The organism is Nonomuraea sp. CA-218870, from assembly GCF_050936535.1.
In the GTDB taxonomy this organism is placed as follows: Bacteria; Actinomycetota; Actinomycetes; order Streptosporangiales; family Streptosporangiaceae; genus Nonomuraea; species Nonomuraea corallina.
Genome location: NZ_JBNJMN010000001.1, coordinates 2,127,975 through 2,146,951, shown reverse-complemented (window position 1 = coordinate 2,146,951; position 18,977 = coordinate 2,127,975). Strand labels below are relative to the sequence as shown.

The 18,977-nt window shown below is 70.4% G+C and carries 20 protein-coding genes; 6 read left to right on the top strand and 14 right to left on the bottom strand.

Annotated features, from left to right (window positions below):
* The first annotated feature begins 178 nt into the window (after positions 1–178).
* Both ACQEUU_RS10615 and ACQEUU_RS10610 read left to right on the top strand, forming a co-directional pair.
* Positions 179–1,468, top strand: coding sequence for a DivIVA domain-containing protein (locus tag ACQEUU_RS10615; protein WP_433063625.1), 1,290 nt, complete (start codon positions 179–181; stop codon positions 1,466–1,468).
* Between the two features lie 116 nt (positions 1,469–1,584).
* Entirely contained in the window at positions 1,585–2,712 is a 1,128-nt protein-coding gene (locus tag ACQEUU_RS10610) for an AI-2E family transporter (protein ID WP_433063622.1), read from the top strand.
* Here the strand turns inward: ACQEUU_RS10610 and ACQEUU_RS10605 are convergent.
* The 5 genes from ACQEUU_RS10605 to ACQEUU_RS10585 form a co-directional block, all read right to left on the bottom strand.
* The gene (locus ACQEUU_RS10605) at positions 2,672–3,466 is read right to left on the bottom strand and encodes an alpha/beta fold hydrolase (RefSeq protein ID WP_433063619.1); all 795 of its coding nucleotides are present in this window, start codon (positions 3,464–3,466) and stop codon (positions 2,672–2,674) included. The two genes, ACQEUU_RS10610 and ACQEUU_RS10605, sit on opposite strands and share 41 nt — an antisense overlap.
* Positions 3,467–3,545: 79 nt before the next feature.
* Positions 3,546–4,304, bottom strand: a complete 759-nt coding sequence (locus ACQEUU_RS10600; protein WP_433063616.1) for an SDR family NAD(P)-dependent oxidoreductase — start codon at positions 4,302–4,304, stop codon at positions 3,546–3,548.
* 40 nt (positions 4,305–4,344) lie between these two features.
* The gene (locus ACQEUU_RS10595; protein ID WP_433063614.1) at positions 4,345–5,049 is read right to left on the bottom strand and encodes an alpha/beta hydrolase; all 705 of its coding nucleotides are present in this window, start codon (positions 5,047–5,049) and stop codon (positions 4,345–4,347) included.
* A gap of 15 nt (positions 5,050–5,064) precedes the next feature.
* Positions 5,065–5,355 (bottom strand): ATP/GTP-binding protein, encoded by a 291-nt coding sequence (locus ACQEUU_RS10590; RefSeq protein WP_433063611.1) that lies wholly within the window; start codon positions 5,353–5,355, stop codon positions 5,065–5,067.
* Positions 5,352–6,800: a 3-hydroxyacyl-CoA dehydrogenase family protein gene (locus ACQEUU_RS10585; protein WP_433063608.1), complete on the bottom strand. Its 1,449-nt coding sequence runs from the start codon at positions 6,798–6,800 to the stop codon at positions 5,352–5,354. Before ACQEUU_RS10585 ends, ACQEUU_RS10590 begins: the two co-directional genes overlap by 4 nt.
* A gap of 36 nt (positions 6,801–6,836) precedes the next feature.
* Here ACQEUU_RS10585 and nucS point away from each other — a divergent pair, with 36 nt between their 5' ends.
* The 3 genes from nucS to ACQEUU_RS10570 all read left to right on the top strand — a co-directional run bounded on the left by nucS (position 6,837) and on the right by ACQEUU_RS10570 (position 9,779).
* Entirely contained in the window at positions 6,837–7,499 is a 663-nt protein-coding gene (nucS, locus tag ACQEUU_RS10580) for an endonuclease NucS (protein ID WP_270156420.1), read from the top strand.
* 124 nt (positions 7,500–7,623) lie between these two features.
* Complete coding sequence (locus ACQEUU_RS10575; RefSeq protein ID WP_433063605.1) at positions 7,624–9,096, top strand: aldehyde dehydrogenase family protein; 1,473 nt, start codon at positions 7,624–7,626, stop codon at positions 9,094–9,096.
* A gap of 143 nt (positions 9,097–9,239) precedes the next feature.
* Positions 9,240–9,779, top strand: coding sequence for a TetR/AcrR family transcriptional regulator (locus tag ACQEUU_RS10570; protein ID WP_433063602.1), 540 nt, complete (start codon positions 9,240–9,242; stop codon positions 9,777–9,779).
* Between the two features lie 42 nt (positions 9,780–9,821).
* Here the strand turns inward: ACQEUU_RS10570 and ACQEUU_RS10565 are convergent, their stop codons facing one another.
* From ACQEUU_RS10565 to ACQEUU_RS10550, 4 genes are read right to left on the bottom strand one after another with little or no spacing between them, the layout of a single operon-like run.
* A complete protein-coding gene (locus ACQEUU_RS10565; protein ID WP_433063599.1) occupies positions 9,822–10,139 on the bottom strand; it encodes an STAS domain-containing protein in 318 nt (105 codons plus the stop codon).
* 42 nt (positions 10,140–10,181) lie between these two features.
* Positions 10,182–11,354, bottom strand: coding sequence for a sensor histidine kinase (locus ACQEUU_RS10560; RefSeq protein WP_433063596.1), 1,173 nt, complete (start codon positions 11,352–11,354; stop codon positions 10,182–10,184).
* A complete protein-coding gene (locus ACQEUU_RS10555) occupies positions 11,354–12,454 on the bottom strand; it encodes an ABC transporter permease (protein ID WP_433071802.1) in 1,101 nt (366 codons plus the stop codon). Before ACQEUU_RS10555 ends, ACQEUU_RS10560 begins: the two co-directional genes overlap by 1 nt.
* 5 nt (positions 12,455–12,459) lie before the next feature.
* Positions 12,460–13,356, bottom strand: coding sequence for an ABC transporter ATP-binding protein (locus ACQEUU_RS10550; protein WP_433063593.1), 897 nt, complete (start codon positions 13,354–13,356; stop codon positions 12,460–12,462).
* Between the two features lie 127 nt (positions 13,357–13,483).
* On the opposite strand from ACQEUU_RS10550, the gene ACQEUU_RS10545 reads away from it, so the two are divergent.
* A complete protein-coding gene (locus ACQEUU_RS10545) occupies positions 13,484–14,074 on the top strand; it encodes a cob(I)yrinic acid a,c-diamide adenosyltransferase (protein ID WP_433063589.1) in 591 nt (196 codons plus the stop codon).
* 7 nt (positions 14,075–14,081) lie between these two features.
* On the opposite strand, the gene ACQEUU_RS10540 is transcribed toward ACQEUU_RS10545, so the two are convergent.
* The 5 genes from ACQEUU_RS10540 to atpA all read right to left on the bottom strand — a co-directional run bounded on the left by ACQEUU_RS10540 (position 14,082) and on the right by atpA (position 18,957).
* Positions 14,082–14,456, bottom strand: coding sequence for a DUF2550 domain-containing protein (locus ACQEUU_RS10540; RefSeq protein ID WP_433063586.1), 375 nt, complete (start codon positions 14,454–14,456; stop codon positions 14,082–14,084).
* A gap of 24 nt (positions 14,457–14,480) precedes the next feature.
* Positions 14,481–14,882 carry a F0F1 ATP synthase subunit epsilon gene (locus tag ACQEUU_RS10535; protein WP_148033909.1) on the bottom strand — a complete coding sequence of 134 codons (402 nt, stop codon included), beginning with the start codon at positions 14,880–14,882 and terminating at the stop codon, positions 14,481–14,483.
* A 69-nt stretch (positions 14,883–14,951) separates the two neighbouring features.
* A complete protein-coding gene (gene atpD, locus ACQEUU_RS10530; protein ID WP_433063583.1) occupies positions 14,952–16,400 on the bottom strand; it encodes a F0F1 ATP synthase subunit beta in 1,449 nt (482 codons plus the stop codon).
* 1 nt (position 16,401) lies between these two features.
* Positions 16,402–17,304 (bottom strand): F0F1 ATP synthase subunit gamma, encoded by a 903-nt coding sequence (locus ACQEUU_RS10525; RefSeq protein ID WP_433063581.1) that lies wholly within the window; start codon positions 17,302–17,304, stop codon positions 16,402–16,404.
* A gap of 3 nt (positions 17,305–17,307) precedes the next feature.
* A complete protein-coding gene (gene atpA, locus ACQEUU_RS10520) occupies positions 17,308–18,957 on the bottom strand; it encodes a F0F1 ATP synthase subunit alpha (RefSeq protein WP_433063578.1) in 1,650 nt (549 codons plus the stop codon).
* Positions 18,958–18,977 lie beyond the last annotated feature (20 nt).

Here is an 18,977-nt window from a genome sequence, read left to right as displayed (position 1 = left end):
GTTCATTAGTAACTGGTCATGCAGAAACCCGGACGGGGCTTCGCACTCGGCATCGGCGGAGTACGCTGGCTTTCCACCGGACATGGAGCCTGCCGCGAGGCACGGGCTCCAGGCTCGGATGCCCCGAACCCCCCGTCCGGCCCGTGTAGCCGTCTCGACAACCCAGGATCGAGCCTCCATGCAGTCCGACATCGACGCCCAGCTCAACAACTTCTTCGAAGACGCACCAGCCCGCGAGTTCGACGTGGTGCTCCGAGGTTATGACCGGCATCAGGTCCACGATCACCTGAAGCAGCTCGACGCCGAACTGCGCCAGGCCCGCGAGCAGGCCACTTCCTTGCAGCGAGAGCTGTCCGACTCCCAGCGCCAGCTGCAGGAGCAGGAGCGGCCCACCTACTCCGGTCTCGGCGCCCGCATCGAGCAGCTCCTGCGCCTGGCCGAGGAGCAGGCCACCGAGCTCGTCCAGGCCGCCAGGTCCGAGGCCAACGAGATCAAGGCCGCGGCCAAGGTGGAGGCGGCCGATCTGCGCGCCGCCGCGGAGGCCGAGGCGGCCGAGAAGCGGGCGCAGGCGACGCGCGAGAGCGAGGAGATGCGCACGAGCGCCGAGCGCGACGCCGAGGAGATCCGCTCGACCGCCCGCCGGGAGGCCGACGAGCTGACGGCGACCACCGAGCGCGAGGTGGCCAAGCTCCGCGCCACCGCCGACCACGAGGTCGCCGAGAAGCGCGCCGACGCCGAGCGTGAGATCGCCAAGCTGCGCACCACCACCGAGCGCGAGGTGGCCCAGCTGCGCGCCTCGACCAAGCGCGAGCGCGACGAGGTGCTCACCACCGCCAAGCGGCAGGCCGACGAGATGCGCGCGCAGGCGCAGCGGGTCCTGGAGGAGTCCGAGGCCAAGCGGGCGCAGGACGAGGCCGAGTTCGAGATCCAGCTCGCCTCCCGGCGCGAGGAGGCGGAGCGCCAGGAGGCCGAGCGCCACGCCGCCACGCAGGCCGCGACGCAGAAGCTGGTGGCCGAGGCCGAGCAGCGCGCCGCCACCGCCGAGTCCCGGGCCACCAAGGCGACCCAGCAGGCCGAGCAGACCCGCCGCGAGGCCGATCTGCACGCCAAGCAGCTGGTCGCCAACGCCCGCAAGAGCTCCGAGCAGATCGTCAGCGAGGCCAAGAGCAGCGCCGAGACGATCGTCACCGAGGCGAAGAACGAGGCCGAGCGCACCCGCACCTCGATGCAGCGCCAGGTCGACGAGCTGACCCGCCAGCGCGACAGCATCACCAGCCACCTGGCGCAGCTGCGCCAGCTGCTCGGCGGCGCCGCCCTGCCGGGCCTCGACCCCGAGCCCGCCGTCACCGCGGCCCCGCCCAAGCCGGCCCTGGCCGCCGCGACGGTCGACGACCGCCCGGCTCCGATCGCCGCGCCCGCCAAGGCCGAGAGCAAGGCTGACGACGACGCCGAGTGGTGGCAGGAGTAACCGGCCGCGCCCGCCGCTGAGGCGTCCTACACGGGATTGATCGCACAAGATGAGAGAGCCTGGTGACCGAGGTCGCTAGGCTCTCTCTCGTTGTGCCCCCTGGTGCAGGAGAGCCCGTGACCGCGACAGCCGATCCCGCCGCGCCGCCGCCCGCAGGCGGCGGCGGGCCGACGACCGACGGGACGGGGTTCCCTCCTGACGGGTACGGGATGCCGGGGAAGCCGCTGGTCCGGGGGCCGTTCCTGTTCGGGCTGACCGGCGGGCTCGGGGTGCTGACCGCCATCGCGCTCGCCCAGATGGTCGTCAGCTCGCTGAGCGTGATCATCCTGATCGTGGTGGCGATGTTCCTGGCCGTCGGGCTGAACCCGGCGGTGGAGGCGCTGCAGCGGCGCGGCCTGGCCAGGCGGTGGGCGATCACGTCCGTGTTCGCCGCGGTGATCGTGGCGTTCGTGCTGTTCGGCCTGGCCGTGGTGCCGCCGGTCAGCCGGCAGCTCGCCGACTTCGTGGCGGCCGTGCCGGAGTACGTCAGGGAGCTGAGCAGCCATCCGACGCTGCGCGAACTCGACGCCGATTACCAGATCCTGCCGCAGCTGGCCTCGTTCGTCACGAGCACCCTCGGCCCGTCGCTGGCCACCGGCGTGGTGGGCGCCGGGCTGGTGGTGCTCGACGGCCTGTTCACCACGATCACGCTGCTGGTGCTCATGCTCTACTTCCTGGGCTCGCTGCACACGATCAAGGCCTACCTGCTCAAGCTGGTCCCCGCCTCGCGCCGTGACCGCACCGGGGCGATCGCCGAGCAGATCCTCGGCGGCATCGGCGGCTACGTCGCCGGCAACATCCTCATCTCGGTCATCGCCGGCGTGCTGACGTGGGTCTTCCTGTCGATCGTGGGCGTCGAGTACGCGCTCGCCCTCGCCCTCGTGGTGGCCCTGACCGACCTGATCCCGCTGGTCGGCGCCACGATCGGAGCCGTGTTGGTGACCGGCGTGGCGCTGCTCGGCTCGGTGCCCGCGGGCCTCGCCTGCGCGATCTTCTTCGTGATCTACCAGCAGATCGAGAACTACGTCATCTACCCGCGGGTGATGAAGCGCTCGGTCGACGTGACGCCGGCGGTGACGGTGATCGCCGCCCTGGTGGGCGGCGCCCTGCTGGGCATCGTGGGCGCGCTGCTGGCCATCCCGGTGGCCGCCGCGATCGCCCTGATCATCCGTGAGATCGTGATACCCCGGCAAGCTCGGAGCTGAGGAAGCGCTCCACGGCCGCGTTGAACGCCTCGGGCTGCTCGACGGCGACCAGGTGACCGGCCTTGGCGATGACCTCCAGCCGCCCTTCCGGCACCGCCTCCGCCATGGCCTGCGCGTCCGGCGGCGGCGCCAGCTCGTCCTCGTCGCCCACCAGCACCAGCGCGGGCACCTTGAGCGCGGCCAGCGTGTCGAAGGAGTCGGGCCGGGCGGCCATCGCGCGCTGCGCCCAGGCCGCGGCCTGGGGCGGCGCCGCCTGCACGAGCCCCTTGACCCGGCCGAACACCATGGCCCTGCGCTGCTTGGTGGTGGTCCCGATCAGGGCTGGAAGCACCTCCTTGACCAGCACGTCGCTGCCGTCGGCGAGCACCGCCCTGGCGATGCGCTCGCGGTTGTCGCGGGCGGGCTCGGTGTCGGGGCTCGCCTTGGTGCCGGCCAGGATGACGCCCAGCACCCGGTCGGGGTGGCGGCGGCAGAAGGCCATGGCGACGTAGCCGCCCATCGACAGGCCGCCGACGACCGCCCGCTCGACGCCCTCGTCGTCGAGCATGCGGGCGACGTCGTCGGCCATGAGGTCGATCGACGGCTCGTCGTCGCCGAGCCGTGACCCGCCGAAGCCGCGCAGGTCGGGGGTGATGACCCGGCACGCCCTGGCCAGACCCTCCCGCTGGGCCAGCCACATGGCCGAGGAGAGCGGGAACGCGTGGAGCAGTACGAGCGGGAGTCCGCTCCCGGCTGTTCTCGTGTAGAGCTGCACGGACCTCACGGTAGCCCGGTTCGCCGCGACATTCACTCCATGCCCATGCCGATATGCCGGGAATGGACCGTCCGGTTCGTCAGGCAGTGGTCAGTCCGCCGTCGACGATCAGCGTCTGCCCGGTCATGTAGGACGAGGCGTCACCGGCGAGGAACACGGCGGGCCGGGCGATCTCCTCGACGGTGCCCCAGCGGCGCATCGGCACGCCGGAGACCGTCGCCAGGCCGCCGTTCCCGTCATCCCAGAGGTTGCGGTTGAGGTCCGTGGCGGTCCAGCCCGGCAGAAGGGCGTTGACCCGCACGCCCGCCGCCGCCCACTCCAGGGCGAGCGTCTTGGTCAGGGCCACCAGGCCCGCCTTGGCGGCCGCGTACGGGGCCAGGAAGGGCGCGCCGAGCGCGGCCGCGGAGGCGATGTTGATCACCGAGCCGCTGCCGCGTCCGAGCAGGTGGGGCGCGGCGGCGTGGCAGACGGCCATGGCCGAGTCGAGGTTGAGCCGCATGATCTTGTCCCAGCCGCTCAGCCGCAGGTCCTTGAACTCGACCAGGAAGTTGGACCCACCGGCGTTGTTGACCACGATGTCGAGGTGGCCCAGCCCGGCGATGGCCGCGCGCACGGTCGCGGCGGCGGTGTCCCTGTCGGTCAGGTCGGCGGGGATGGCCACGGCCTGGCGGCCGCGCGCCCGGATCTCGCCGGCCAGTTCGGCGAGCGCGTCGGCCGAGCGCGCGGTCAGCGCCACGTCGGCCCCGGCGTCGGCGAACGCGAGCGCGATGGCCTTGCCGATGCCCTTCGACGCCCCGGTGACCAGGGCCTTCTTACCGTCTAGAGCGAACGCGCCCACGATGCCTCCTCCGTACGGACCGAACGAGATTCTATGAGGCTCAGATCTCGGTGGGGAGGGGGTAACGGTCCGGTACGACGCGGCGGACGATCTCGTCGAGCACGATGCGCACGTACGGCTCGCCCACCCACAGGTGCTTGGCTCCCTCGACGCCGACCACCTCGGCCTGCGGCACCCGGGCGAAGCGGCGCTCGGCCTCCTCGGGGCGCAGGTAGTCGTCGAACTCGGGCACCAGCGCGATCAGCGGCCGGCCGAACCGGGCCCAGGCGTCGAGGTCGGCGTCGGTGGCCCTGTGCAGCGGCGGCGACAGCAGGATGGCCCCCTCCACCAGGGGATCGTGGGCCCACTTGAGCGCCAGCTCGCTGCCGAACGACCAGCCGACCACCCAGACCCTGGGCAGGTCGTGGAACTCGGCGTACTCCAGCGCCGCGGCCACGTCGAACCGCTCGCCCTCGCCGCCGTCGAACGCGCCCTGGGAGGTGCCGCGGTCGGAGGAGGTGCCGCGGGTGTTGAAGCGCAGCACCGCCAGGTCGGCCAGCGCCGGCAGCCGGTTGGCGGCCTTCTTGTAGACATGGCTGTCCATGAAGCCGCCGTGGGTCGGCAGCGGATGCAGCGTCACCAGGGTCGCCACCGGAGGCCGTTCCTCGGGCAGGGCCAGCTCGCCGACCAGGGTCAGGCCGTCGCCGGTGTGCAGCTCGATCGGCTCACGCCGGGCGGGAAGCACGGTCGCCGCGCGAATCTCCACGTCACTCCTTCGTCGTCAGTAGCGGCTGCGGCCGGGGCCGCGGTCCAGTCTCTTGCGCCAGCACACCGGATGCCAGTGGCGGCGTTCCTCCTCGCCGCCCGGCCAGTCGGGCCAGGTGACCAGATGCGGCCGGCCGCCCCGGATCTCCTGGTCGCAGCCGGGACAGCGGTAGTCCTTGGTCGACGCCTGGCCGGTGAGCGAGCGCACCTTCCACTCGCCGTCCGGCCACTCCTCCACCCGGTCGGCGCTGGGCGGGACGACGGCGGGCCGGGTGTGCTCCCTGCGCCGGGCGCGGCGCGGGCTCATGGCCGCGGGAAGGCGCGCACGCCCGCCGTGACGAGCTGGTCGAGCAGCGGCGCCGGGGCGAAGGCCGGCTCGCGGTACTCCGCGTACAGGGCCCGCAGCCCCTCCCGGACCGTGTCGAGGCCGATGGTCTCGAGCGTCTCGAACGGCCCCGCCGGGTAGCCGCAGCCCAGCCGCATGGCGGAGTCGATCTCGTCGATCGAGGCGTAGCCGGACTCGTACATCCGCACGGCGTCGTTGAGGTACGGGTAGAGCAGCGCGTCCACCACGAACCCCGCCCGGTCCCTGCACGCCACCGGCGTCAGCCCGATCACCTTCATCAGGTCGGCGGCCGCGTGGGCCGCCTCCGGCGAGGTGAGGACCGTGGAGACGACCTCGGCCACCCGGCCGCCCACCAGGTGGACGCCGACCATCCTGGCCGGGTCGCGGAGCTGGACGGCGTGCTCGATCATCGGCCGGTCGGCCAGGCGGAGCAGCACGTCGGGCTCCTCGGCCGACTTGAACCCGGCCGCGCGCAGCCGCTCCGCCAGCTCGCCGCCGCCCGATCCGGCGATGTCGAAGGTGATCACCGAGGACTTGGCGGGTTCGTGCGGCCGGGGATCGGCGCCGTGGAAGCCGCGCCCGGTCTTGCGGCCCAGCAGCCGCGCCGAGACCAGCTCGCGCAGCACCGGCGCAGGCGCGTGGCGGCGGTCGCGGGTCTCGTCGAACAGCACGCCCATGATCTCGTACGCGGTGTCGAGCCCGATCAGGTCGAGCAGCTCGAACGGGCCCATGGGCAGCCCCGCGCCGTGACGCATCGCCGCGTCGATGTCGTCGCGCCCGGCCACGCCCTGCTCCATCAGCACGGCGGCGTGGTTCAGGTAGGGCAGCAGCAGCCGGTTCACCACGAACCCGGCGCGGTCGCCGACCACCACCGCCGTCTTGCCGAGCCGTACGGCCAGCTCCCGCATCGCCGGCACCACGTCGGCGTCGGTCACGACCGTACGGACCACCTCGGCCAGCCGCATGACCGGGGCCGGGTTGAAGAAGTGGAGGCCCACCACCCGGCCGGGCCGCCCGGTGGCGGCGGCGATCGCGGTGACGGACAGCGAGGAGGTGTTGGTGGCCAGCACAGTCTCCGGTTTGCAGATGCCGTCCAGGTCGCGCATCAGCGCCGTCTTGTGGCCGAGCACCTCGGGGATGGCCTCGACCACCAGGTCCGCCTCCCGCAGGTCCTCCCTGGCGGTGGTGAGGGTGATCCGGCCCAGGACCGCGTCGCGGTCGGCGGGCGTCAGCTTGCCCCGGTCGACGGCGCGCTGCGTCGATCTCTCCAGGTGGCCCCGGCCGCGGGCCAGCGCGTCGGCGTCGGCCTCCACTCCGATGACCCGCAGCCCGCCCCGGGCGAACACTTCCGCGATTCCGGCACCCATCGTGCCGAGTCCGACCACTCCCACCATTTCAAACGCCATGCTCGTAGTTTTACAGAGCCGCTAGGGTGGACTCTCATGCGGCTGGTCATCGCGCGTTGCAGCGTCGACTACATCGGACGGCTCACGGCACACCTGCCGATGGCCCCCAGGCTCGTGCTCATCAAGGCCGACGGCAGCGTGTCGATCCACGCCGACGACCGCGCCTTCAAGCCGCTCAACTGGATGAACCCGCCGTGCAAGCTCAAGGAGGACGGCGAGACCTGGACCGTCACCCACGGCAAGACCGGCGAGAAGCTGGTGCTGACGATGGCCGAGATCCTCCACGACTCCTCCCACGAGCTGGGCGTCGACCCCGGGCTCATCAAGGACGGCGTCGAGGCCCACCTGCAGGAGCTGCTCGCCGAGCACATCACCACCCTCGGCGAGGGCTACACGCTCATCCGGCGCGAGTACATGACGGCCATCGGCCCGGTCGACATCCTGTGCCGCGACGCCAAGAGCGCCACGGTGGCGGTGGAGATCAAGCGCCGGGGTGAGATCGACGGCGTCGAGCAGCTCACCCGCTATCTGGAGCTGCTCAACCGCGACCCGCTGCTGGCCCCGGTGCGCGGGGTGTTCGCCGCGCAGGAGATCAAGCCACAGGCCCGGGTGCTGGCGGCCGACCGGGGCATCGAGTGCGTCACGCTCGACTACGCCGCGCTGCGCGGCATCGAGCCGGAGAACCCGACCCTGTTCTGACGCGTTCGCGGGACGGCGTCGCGCCCCCGTCAGCCGTGAGCCGGATCGACGCCGTGAAGGCCGGCCGGACCCGTGCGTCAGGGGGCGGCTAGTAAGCAAAGCCTTACGGGCCTATCGTGGCGTCATGACGACGCTCACGTTCGAATCCCTGAACCCGGCGACCGGCACGGTCGTCGGCAGCCACCAGAAGCATGACGCCGAAGCCGTGCGCGAAGCGGTCGGCCGGGCGCAGGAGGCCGCCGTCTGGTGGGAGGAGCTGGGTCACGCGGGACGCAGGCGCAGGCTGCTGGACTACAAGGCGATCGTGACGCGCGAACTGCGGGCCCTGGCTCAGCTGGTACACGAAGAGACGGGCAAACCGGTCGCGGACGCCACTCTGGAGATCGTGCTGGCGATCACGCACATCGACTGGGCCGCCCGCAACGCCCGCAAGGTGCTCGGGCCGCGCCGGGTCTCGGGCGGGATGATCGGCGCCAACCTGGCGGCCACGCTGGAGTACCTCCCCCTGGGCGTCGTCGGGATCATCGGGCCGTGGAACTATCCGGTGTTCACCCCGATGGGGTCGATCGCCTACGCGCTCGCGGCGGGCAACGCCGTGGTGTTCAAGCCGAGCGAGTTCACGCCCGGGGTGGGGGTGAAGCTGGCGGAGCTGTTCGCGGAGGCGGTGCCGGAGCGGCCGGTGTTCCAGACGGTGACGGGGCTGGGTGAGACGGGCGCGTTCCTGGCACGCGACCCCCGGGTCAAGAAGATCGCCTTCACCGGCTCCACGGCGACGGCCAAGCGGGTGATGGCGGCCTGCGCGGAGAACCTGACGCCGATGGTGGCCGAGTGCGGCGGCAAGGACGCGTTCATCGTGGACGCCGGCGCCGACATCGAGGCCGCGGTCGACGCGTGCCTGTGGGGCGCGCTGGCGAACGCGGGCCAGACGTGCGTGGGCGTGGAGCGGGTGTACGTGGTCGACGCCGTGTACGAGCCGTTCATGCGGACGCTGTCGGAGCGGGTCGCCACGGTGAAGGCGGGCGAGCACTACGGGCCGATCACCATGCCGGGGCAGCTCGACATCATCAAACGGCACATCGACGACGCGACCAAGTCAGGCCGCACGGTCACGGGCGGCCCGGACTCGGTGCGGCCGCCGTACGTCGACCCTGTGGTCGTGGAGGATGTGCCGGAGGACTCCCCCTCGGTGCGCGAGGAGACGTTCGGTCCGACGATCACGGTGCGCCGCACCAAGGACGCGCAGGAGGCGCTGGAGCTGGCCAACGACACGACGTACGGGCTGGCGGGCACCGTGTTCTCCGGTGACAGGCGCCGGGCGATGCGGCTGGCGCGCGCCATGCGCACCGGGATGGCGGCCGTCAACTCGGTCATCTCGTTCGCCGGCGTGGCCTCGCTGCCCTTCGGCGGTACGGGCGACTCCGGCTTCGGGCGCATCCACGGCGCCGACGGGCTGCGGGAGTTCGCCCGCGCCAAGTCCATCTCGCGGCAGCGCTTCGCGGTGCCGGGAATGCGGCTGACCTCGTTCTCCCGGCAGCCCGAGGAGCTTGAGCGGCTGATCAAAGTTGTCACGTTCTTGCACGGACGACGTAAGAGGTAATCTGTCTGCCCTTTCCACAATCCGATCATCCATCCATAATTGTGTGCTCGGGGGCCACGATCATGTTGGACGGGTGGAATGTGAACCGGTCTTACCGGGGAATGTCAGCGGAACAAAGGCTGGCCGACAGACGCGAGCGGCTGATGACAGCCGCCTACACGCTCTACGCGAAACCAGGTTTCGCGGCCACGACGATCGAAAGGCTGTGCTCGGAGGCGCGGATCTCCAACCGCGCCTTCTATGAATGTTTCGGGGGCCGCGAGGAACTCTTACAGGCGCTGCACGAGCGCTGCGTCGAGGAAAGCCTGGCGGTGGTCTCCAAGGCCCTGCAGGACGCGCCCAACACGCTCGACGGCCGGATCAGGGCGGGAATCCGGGCCTATATCGAGTTCGCCACGGCCGACTGGCGCAGGGCCCGGATCATGCATGTGGAGGTGCGCAGATCCGGCGATGTGCTGATGATGTCGCGGCAGCGGGCGATCGACTCCTTCGCGCGGCTCGTGGAGGAAGCCTGGGCCGATTTTCCGCAGGCGCCGGGGATGAATCGGCGGCTGGTCGCGCTGGGCGTAATAGGCGGGCTCCAGGAGCTCCTCATCGAATGGCTGCTGGCCGGGGAACCGCCGGAGCTCGACGAACTCGTGGGCGTCGCCGTACATCTCTTCCTCAGAGCGCTGGCCCCATAACGGCCGCCCGCAATTGTTGGTAAATGCCGCTGGAATGGAAATTCACGCCACCGCGGCGGCCGGCGCCTCGACGTGGAGAACGCGGTTCAGCCGGGTCACCGCCAGGATCCGCATGATCCGCGGGGGCACCGCGCGCAGCACCATGCGGCGTTCGGCGTCGAGCGCGAGCCGATGCGTGCCCACCAGCACGCCGAGACCCGTCGCGTCGATCATCTCCAGGTCGGACAGGTCGAGGATAAGATCGCCGGCGCCGGACTGCACCGCCTCGTGCAGGCGCGACCGCACTCCCTCCGACGTGCCCGCGTCGAGCCGGTTGCCGAGCCGTACCACCTGACCCTTCAGATTGCCCTGGACGCGCATGCCACCTCCTTGAATAGGGGATATGACCCCGACCTATATCCCCTACCCACGTACGGGCAGGGACACGACCGCCGTGAGCAGAAACTCCCCGTCGCCCGCGGGCCCGGCGGTGAGCTCGCCGTCGAGGGCCGCCACCCGCTCCTTCAGCCCCGTCAGCCCGCTGCCGGCGTCGCCGCCGTCACGCGGCCCGGCCCCGTCGTTGCGTACCCGCAGCTCGGCCCGGTCGTCGGTGAACCGTACCAGGATGTCGCAGTAGGTGGCCGCGCTGTGCTTGAGCACGTTGGTCACCGCCTCCCGGACCACGTAGGCGAACATCGGGGCCACCTCGCCGGGCGGATCGCGATAGGGCAGATGGCAGCGGCAGTCGATGCCGGCCGCTTCGAGCACGTCCTTCACGCTGTTCAGCTCGGCGGTCAGGTCGAGATCCCGGTAGCCGCGCACGGCCTGCCGCAGCTCGCGCAGGGCCTGGCGGGTGAGGTCGCTGACCTCGGCCATCTGCGCCCTGGCCGCGTCCCCGTCCGCGTCCGACAGTCGCACGGCCAGCCCGGCCTTGACCGCGATCGTGGACAGCCGGTGCCCGACGAGGTCGTGCAGGTCCCTGGAGAAGCGCAGCCGCTCCTCGGCCAGCGCGAGCCGGGTGTGCGCCTCCCTGCCCTGGTGCGCCTGGATGGTGAGCTCCAGCATCCACATCCACAGCCGGTTGGCCGGCGGGAAGGCCGCGCACACGAGGCCGTAGGTGACGCCGAGGAACAGCAGGGTCCTGCCCTCGCTCCAGTCGCCGGTCACGAGCATGTCCGGATCGATCAGGTAGTTCAGGTGACCGAGCGCGACGCCCGCGCCCGCCGTACCCACTGCCATGAGGACGGCGGCCCAGGCCGGCACCCCGAGCGAGGCCACCGACAGCCACGCGACCAGCGCCATGCCGAAGGACGCCGGGTCCGCGCCGCCGGCCGCCACCGCCGCGACGGCCAGTGCGCCGGCTCCCACCACCTCACGGGTGGGATACCGGTGTTCGATCACGGCCGTGCAGATCCGCAGGTAGAGCCAGGTGAAGCAGGCGAGCAGGACCAGCGCGGCCGCGGTGCGCGCCCACGGGAGCGGGTCTCCCCTGACCGCCGACAGGGCCAGGCGGGCGCCGACGAAGAGCCACACGAAGGGCCCGAACGTCGCCAGCATCCACCAGGTCCTGCGGCGCGCCCGCTCGATCGCGTCCATCACTTCGCGCGGAGGACTTCACCGAGCTTCACCCTGGCACCGGTGCGCAGCACCGCGCGCTCGTACACCTTGGCCCCGAAGGACAGGGTGGCGAGCACGGCCAGCACCATGAGCCCGACCGACGCCGCGACCTCCCACAGGGGCACCTCGGTGGCCGCCATCCGCACCGGCATCACCATGGAGGAGAACGGCGGCACGAAGGAGACGATCGTCGCGACGGGCCCGGTGGGGTCGTTGACGGCGTAGAAGGCCACGAAGTAGGCCGCCATGATGACCATGGTCATCGGCGACATCACGTTGCCGACCTCCTCCTGGCGGGACACCAGAGAGGCCAGCGCGGCGCCCAGCGTGGCGAAGAACGCGTAGCCGAGCACGAACCACAGGATCACGCCGGCCATGATGCCGGTCATGCCGGGCGGGAAGTCGGCGGCGAACCCGGAGACGTAGGAGGCCACGAGGCCGACCACGAGGATCGAGCCGAGGTTGATCAGGCCGAGCACGCCCAGTCCGATGATCTTGCCACCGAGAAGCTGCCACGGGCGCACCGAGCTGAGCAGGATCTCCACGATCCGGCTGCCCTTCTCCTCCACCACGCCCATGGCCACCGTCATGACCTGCCCGATGATGAGCATGAAGAGCACCAGGACCAGCACCAGCGCGATGCCCGTCCTGGCGGCCTCGTACCGGGTGTCCGCGCCGACGGACTCCACCTGCAGCGGGGCGATGTTCACTCCCGCGGCGCCCAGCTTCACCTCCCGGTGCGTGCTCTGCAACAGCACGCCCAGCTCGGTGTCGATCTCCCCGTCGGTGAGCACCTTGCTGCCGTCGACCAGGGCCGCGTCCACGTCCCCGTCGAGCACGGCCCGCGTCGCCGCCGCCTCGTCGGGGTAGGCGCGCCACTCGAACTCCATGTCGGGCGCCGCCGCCTCCAGCGGCAGCTGCTGCGAGTTGACGGTCCCCAGCGTGTACGAGTCGGGGCCGTCGAACAGCTTGGGCGCGAACGCGAGGGCTCCCACGATCACCACGGTGATCAGCAGGCTGAAGATGTACGCCCGGGTCCGGATCTGCGTGACGATCTCCCGGCGCGCGACCAGCATCATCCCGTTCACGCCACGGCCTCCTTGAAGATCTCGGTGAGGGTCGGCTGCTCGACCCCGAAGTGCTCGACATGTCCCGCCTTGACGGCCCGGCGCAGGATCTCCTGGTCGTCGCCGTCCTCGGTGACCAGCACGTGGCGGTCACCCTGCACGCTCACCAGGCCGGGCAGGCCGTCGGCCCACCCGGGAGCCGGGTTGCGGACCACGACCCGCAGCGTGCCGCCCTCGGCGGCGCGCAGCTCGTCGACCGGGCCGCTGGCCACCATCCGGCCCGCGGAGACGATCCCCACGGAGTCGCAGAGGCGCTCCACCAGTTCGAGCTGGTGGCTGGAGAAGATCACCGGCACGCCCCCGCGGCACCGCTCCTGCAGCACCGTCGCCAGCGCGTCGACCGCGATCGGGTCGAGGCCGGAGAACGGCTCGTCCAGGATCAGCAGCTCCGGGTCGTGCACCAGCGCCACGGCGAGCTGCACGCGCTGCTGGTTGCCCAGGGAGAGCGACTCCACGCTGGAGTTCCTGCGCTCGGTCAGCCCGAGCCGCTCCAGCAGGTCCTCGGTCGCCTTCTTGGCCCGGTCCTGGCTCATCCCGTGCAGCCGGCCGAAGTACTCGATCTGCTCACTGGCGCGCATCTTCTGGTAGAGCCCGCGCTCCTCGGGCATGTAGCCGAAGCGCCGGCGGTGGACGTGCGTCACGGGCTCTCCGCGCCAGCTCACGGTGCCGGAGTCGGCCTTGAGCACACCCATCACGATCCGCATGGTCGTCGACTTGCCCGCGCCGTTGGCGCCCACGAAGCCGAACATCTCCCCCGGCCGGACGGTGAAGCCGATCCCGTCCAGGGCCTGCTTGCCTTCTGGCGTCCCGGCGGAGCCGGCGAAGCGCTTGCGCAGTCCGCTGATCTCAAGCATCAGGTCCTCTCCTTCATCATGTCCCGATAGTGACGTATTCAGCATTCGACCTGGTAGTTGCGGAAATCAGGGGCCTGGGGTGCGGTACGCGTCCGATCCGGATGACATTTGTCATTACGCTGAAGGCATGACGCGCCCAGACAACGACAAACCGGTCGTTCTATCCCGGATCTACACCCGGACCGGGGACGACGGCACGACCACGCTCGGCGACATGAGCCGGACGTCGAAGACCGACCCGCGGCTCGCAGCCTACGCCGACGTGGAGGAGGCCAACGCCCACCTCGGGCTGGCCCTGTCGCACGGCACCCTGGCCGACGACCTGGTGACGGTGCTGCGGCGCGTCCAGAACGAGCTGTTCGACCTCGGCGCCGACCTGTCCAGCCCGGTGACCCCGAACCCCGAGTTCCCGCCGCTACGGGTCGAGCAGTCCTACGTCGACTGGCTGGAGGAGCAGTGTGACCACTTCAACGAGCGGCTCAAGCCGCTGCGGAGCTTCATCCTGCCGGGCGGCGACCCCGCCACGGCCGCGCTCCACCTGGCCCGCGTCACCGTCCGCCGCGCCGAAAGGACCACCTGGGCGGCCCTGGGCGAGCACGACGACATGAACCCGCTGACGGCCACCTACCTCAACCGGCTGTCGGACCTTCTCTTCATCCTGTGCCGGATCGCCCACGACGGCGACGAGATCCTCTGGAAGCCCGGCGCCACCCGCTAGACGCGCCTCAGGCGACGTCGAGATAGGCGCTCGGGGGCGCCGACTCCAGCCAGGCCAGGAAACCGGTCAGCGCGTCGGCGCTCATCGCCAGCGAGACGTCGCGGGTCGAGCCCGAGCAGTCGACCGCGTACAGACCGTTGTCGAGCTCCCTGCGCCCCGAAACGACGAGGCCGCGCCTCGCGATCGCGTGGCGCGGCCTCAGTCGCACGTCCCAGAGGGGAATCCAGTGGAGCTCTCCGTCGGCGTAACGTGCCACTCCGGCACGCCAGCCCCCGTCACCCGCTTTCAGGCGGCAGGGTACGTTGCCGCGGCGGGCAACCAGAAACACCCGGGCACTCAGGGCGACGGCCAGCAGCGCGCAGATCACCAACGTTGCCACCATGCCGCCCCCCAAGGCTCGTGAAAGTCAGACCTCTTCGCCCGCCGCCCGCAGCCGTGCCCGAGCCCGCTTGGCCTCGAGCGCCGCGTCGGCGTCTTCCTGGTTGGCCTCGACCGAGGCCTGGGCCCGGTCGAGAGCGTCACGGGCCGCCGCGACGTCGACCTCGGAGCCGAGCTCGGCCGCCTCGGCGAGCACCGACACCTCGTCGTCCGCCACGGAGATGAAACCCCCGTGAACGGCGGCGACCAGGTCGCTCTCGCCTTCCCGCTTCACACGGAGCACGCCGCCTTCGACGAGGACGCCGAGAACAGGTGCGTGTTGCGGCATGATACCGATCTCGCCGTCCACGGTCTTGGCAATCACCATGTCGGCCTCGCCCGACCAGATCTCACGCTCGGGTGAGACAACCCCTACGCGTAGCTTGGCCACTTGTGTAGGTTCCTTTCCGATCAGGTGGTGGCACGGCCGGCCGCCGCGCCACCACCGTAAGAGGGCGATTTAGCGGCGCTCGAGTTCCTTGGCCTTGGCCACGGCCTGGTCGATGCCACCGACCATGAAGAACGCCTGCTCGGGCAGGTGGTCGTACTCACCCGCGCACAGCCCCTTGAACGAGGCGATGGTCTCGTCCAGCGGCACGGTCTCGCCCGGCTGGCCGGTGAAGGCCTCGGCCGCGTACATCGGGTGCGACAGGAAGCGCTCGATGCGGCGGGCCCGCTGGACGGTGACCTTGTCCTCCTCGGAAAGCTCGTCGATGCCGAGGATGGCGATGATGTCCTGGAGCTCGCGGTACTTCTGCAGGATCCGCTTGGTCTCCTGGGCCACCCGGTAGTGCTCCTCGCCCACGATCTGCGGGTCGAGGATCCGGGAGGAGGAGTCGAGCGGGTCCACCGCGGGGTAGATGCCCTTCTCCGAGATCGGCCGGGACAGAACGGTCTGCGCGTCGAGGTGCGCGAACGCGTTGTGCGGGGCCGGGTCGGTGATGTCGTCGGCGGGCACGTAGATCGCCTGCATGGAGGTGATCGAGTGACCGCGCGTCGAGGTGATGCGCTCCTGGAGCACGCCCATCTCGTCGGCCAGCGTCGGCTGGTAACCCACCGCGGACGGCATACGGCCGAGCAGGGTGGAGACCTCGGAACCGGCCTGCGTGAAGCGGAAGATGTTGTCGATGAACAGCAGCACGTCCTGCTTCTGCACGTCGCGGAAGTACTCCGCCATGGTCAGCGCCGACAGCGCGACCCGCAGCCGGGTGCCCGGCGGCTCGTCCATCTGGCCGAAGACGAGCGCGGTGTCCTTGAGGACGTCCGCCTCCTCCATCTCCAGCCAGAGGTCGTTGCCCTCACGGGTACGCTCGCCCACACCGGCGAAGCAGGAGGTGCCGCCGAAGTTACGGGCGACCCGGCGGATCATCTCCTGGATCAGAACCGTCTTGCCGACGCCGGCGCCGCCGAACAGGCCGATCTTGCCGCCCTGCACGTACGGGGTGAGCAGGTCGATGACCTTGATGCCGGTGACCAGCAGCTCGGTGCGCGACTCGAGCTGGTCGAAGGGCGGGGACGGACGGTGGATGCCCCACCGCTCCTCGATCTTGAGGGACGAGGTGGGCACGTCGAGCGTCTCGCCCAGCGCGTTCCACACGTGGCCCTTGACGACGTCGCCGACGGGCACCGAGATCGGGCCGCCGGTGTCGAGCACGGCCTGGCCGCGGACCAGGCCGTCGGTGGGCTGCATGGAGATGGCCCGGACGAGGTTGTCACCCAGGTGCTGGGCCACTTCCAGCGTCAGGGTCCTGGTCTCGCCACCGAGGGTCACGTCGACCTTGAGCGCGTTATAGATGTCCGGCATCGTGTCGATGGAGAACTCCACGTCGACGACGGCGCCGGTGACACGTGCCACGCGGCCAGTGCCGGCCGCGGGGGTTTCTACAGTTTCAACAGCCTCTGCAGTCATTTCACTCTTTCCCCGCTGCGGCGTCAGCGAGCGCGTTGGCGCCACCGACGATCTCGCTGATTTCCTGGGTGATCTCCGCCTGGCGAGCCTGGTTCATCTGCTGCGTGAGAATCCGCATCAGCTCGTTGGCGTTGTCGGTCGCGGACTTCATCGCGCGCCGCCGCGCGGCCTCCTCGGAGGCCGCGGACTGCAGCAGCGCGGTGAAGATGCGGGACTCCACGTAGCGCGGCAGCAGCGACTCCAGCACGTCGCCCGCGGTCGGCTCGAACTCGAAGTACGGAGGGATCGCGGTGGACTCCGTCGCCTCGGTCTCCTCGACCTCCAGCGGCAGGATCCGCCTGACCACGACGTTCTGCGTGAGCATCGAGACGAACTGGGTCGAGACGATGTGGATCTCGTCGATCCCGTTGTCGTCCTTGAAGGAGTCGATCAGCGTGTTCGCGATCTCCTTGGCGTCGGCGTAGGACGGGTTCCGGGAGAAACCGGTCCACTGCCCGCCCATCTCGCGCTGGCGGAAGGTGTGCCAGGTGACACCCTTGGTTCCGCTGACGAACGGGATGTACTGCATCCCGCGTCCCTCGATGAGCCCGCGCAGGGCCTCGGCCTCGCGCAGCACGTTGGCGTTGAAGCCGCCGCAGAACCCGCTGTCACTGGTGACGATGAGGACGCCCGCCTTGGCGGGGTTCTCCTTCGCCACGGTCAACGGGTGGTCGACGCTGGCCGCGTTGCTGACGACGCCGGTGACGGCGCGAGTGATCTCGCGCTCGTACGGCAGCGCCGCCTGCATCCGTTGCTGCGCCCGCACGATCCGTGAGGAGGCGATGAGCTCCTGGGCGCGCGTGATCTTCGCGGTCGACTTGACCGAGTTGATCCGCCGCCGCAGCAGCCTTAGCTGGGCACCCATGTCCTACTTCTTCTCCGCCGGCCGGACGACCTTCTTGATCTTCTCCTGGCCGACCTCGTCGGCGCCGAGCGGCGCCACCGGCTCGTCCTTCACCAGCAGCTCGCCCGAGGAGGTGGTGAAGCCCTTCTTGAACTCCGTAATGGCGTCCTTGAGAGCGGTCACGGCGTCGTCGGGCAGTTCCTTGGTCTCACGGATGCCGTCGAAGACGCCCTTGTGCGAGGAGGCCAGGTAGTCGAGGAACTCCGTCTCGAAGCGGCGGACGTCCTCGACCGGCACCTCGTCGAGCTCACCGGTGGTGCCGGCCCACACCGACACGACCTGACGCTCGACCGGGAACGGTGAGTACTGAGGCTGCTTGAGCAGCTCGACCAGCCGCTGACCGCGGTCCAGCTGGGCCCGGGAGGCGGCGTCGAGGTCGGAGGCGAAGGCCGCGAACGCCTCCAGGTCGCGGTACTGCGACAGGGAGAGCTTGAGCGTGCCGGCCACCTTGCGCATGGCCTTGACCTGGGCGGAGCCGCCGACTCGGGAGACGGAGATACCGACGTTGATCGCGGGGCGGACGCCCGCGTTGAACAGGTCGGTCTCCAGGAAGCACTGGCCATCGGTGATGGAGATGACGTTGGTCGGGATGAACGCCGACACGTCGTTGCCCTTGGTCTCGATGATCGGCAGACCGGTCATCGAGCCCGCGCCCATGTCGTTGGAGAGCTTGGCGCAGCGCTCCAGGAGACGGGAGTGGAGGTAGAAGACGTCACCGGGGAACGCCTCGCGGCCCGGCGGGCGGCGCAGCAGCAGGGAGACGGCGCGGTAGGCGTCGGCCTGCTTGGTGAGGTCGTCGAAGATGATGAGAACGTGCTTGCCCTGGTACATCCAGTGCTGGCCGATGGCCGAACCGGCGTAGGGGGCGATGTACTTGTAACCCGCGGGGTCGGAGGCCGGGGCCGCGACGATGGTCGTGTACTCCATCGCGCCCGCCTCCTCGAGACGGGACCGCACCTGCGCGATCGTCGAGCCCTTCTGGCCGACGGCGACGTAGACGCAGCGCACCTGGCGGGCCGGGTCGCCCGACAGCCAGCCCTCGCGCTGGTTGAGGATCGTGTCCACGGCGATCGCGGTCTTGCCGGTGCCGCGGTCGCCGATGATCAGCTGACGCTGGCCGCGGCCGATCGGGGTCATGGCGTCGATCGCCTTGATGCCGGTCTGCAGCGGCTCCTTCACGGGCTGCCGCTGGACGACCGACGGGGCCTGCAGTTCCAGGGCCCGCAGTTCCTCGTGCTCGATCGCGCCCTTGCCGTCGAGTGGCTTGCCCAGGGGGTCGACGACGCGGCCGAGGAAGTTGTCGCCGACGGGCACGGACAGGACCTCGCCCGTCCGGCGGACCGTCTGGCCCTCCTCGATGCCGGCGAACTCGCCGAGGATAACGACACCGATCTCACGGGGGTCGAGGTTCAGTGCCAGGCCGCGCGTGCCGTTCTCGAACTCGAGCAGCTCGTTCGCCATCGCCGAGGGAAGGCCGGAGACATGGGCGATTCCGTCGCCGGCGTCGACGACGGTCCCGATCTCCTCGCGCGCGGCGCCTTCCGGTTCGTACGCCTGGACGAAGCGCTCAAGCGCGTCCCGGATCTCGTCCGGCCGGATCGTAAGCTCCGCCATCTCTACTCTGTCTCCCTCTT

Bases quoted from the DNA above. Each gene is read 5' to 3' on its own strand.
- ACQEUU_RS10615 (WP_433063625.1), top strand. From the start codon at position 179: ATGCAGTCCGACATCGACGCCCAGCTCAACAACTTCTTCGAAGACGCA.
- ACQEUU_RS10590 (WP_433063611.1), bottom strand. From the start codon at position 5,355: ATGAGCCCGCGCCGCGCCCGGCGCAGGGAGCACACCCGGCCCGCCGTC.
- ACQEUU_RS10585 (WP_433063608.1), bottom strand. From the start codon at position 6,800: ATGGCGTTTGAAATGGTGGGAGTGGTCGGACTCGGCACGATGGGTGCC.
- nucS (WP_270156420.1), top strand. From the start codon at position 6,837: ATGCGGCTGGTCATCGCGCGTTGCAGCGTCGACTACATCGGACGGCTC.
- ACQEUU_RS10575 (WP_433063605.1), top strand. From the start codon at position 7,624: ATGACGACGCTCACGTTCGAATCCCTGAACCCGGCGACCGGCACGGTC.
- ACQEUU_RS10570 (WP_433063602.1), top strand. From the start codon at position 9,240: ATGACAGCCGCCTACACGCTCTACGCGAAACCAGGTTTCGCGGCCACG.
- ACQEUU_RS10565 (WP_433063599.1), bottom strand. From the start codon at position 10,139: ATGCGCGTCCAGGGCAATCTGAAGGGTCAGGTGGTACGGCTCGGCAAC.
- ACQEUU_RS10560 (WP_433063596.1), bottom strand. From the start codon at position 11,354: ATGGACGCGATCGAGCGGGCGCGCCGCAGGACCTGGTGGATGCTGGCG.
- ACQEUU_RS10555 (WP_433071802.1), bottom strand. From the start codon at position 12,454: ATGATGCTGGTCGCGCGCCGGGAGATCGTCACGCAGATCCGGACCCGG.
- ACQEUU_RS10550 (WP_433063593.1), bottom strand. From the start codon at position 13,356: ATGCTTGAGATCAGCGGACTGCGCAAGCGCTTCGCCGGCTCCGCCGGG.
- ACQEUU_RS10545 (WP_433063589.1), top strand. From the start codon at position 13,484: ATGACGCGCCCAGACAACGACAAACCGGTCGTTCTATCCCGGATCTAC.
- ACQEUU_RS10540 (WP_433063586.1), bottom strand. From the start codon at position 14,456: ATGGTGGCAACGTTGGTGATCTGCGCGCTGCTGGCCGTCGCCCTGAGT.
- atpD (WP_433063583.1), bottom strand. From the start codon at position 16,400: ATGACTGCAGAGGCTGTTGAAACTGTAGAAACCCCCGCGGCCGGCACT.
- ACQEUU_RS10525 (WP_433063581.1), bottom strand. From the start codon at position 17,304: ATGGGTGCCCAGCTAAGGCTGCTGCGGCGGCGGATCAACTCGGTCAAG.
- atpA (WP_433063578.1), bottom strand. From the start codon at position 18,957: ATGGCGGAGCTTACGATCCGGCCGGACGAGATCCGGGACGCGCTTGAG.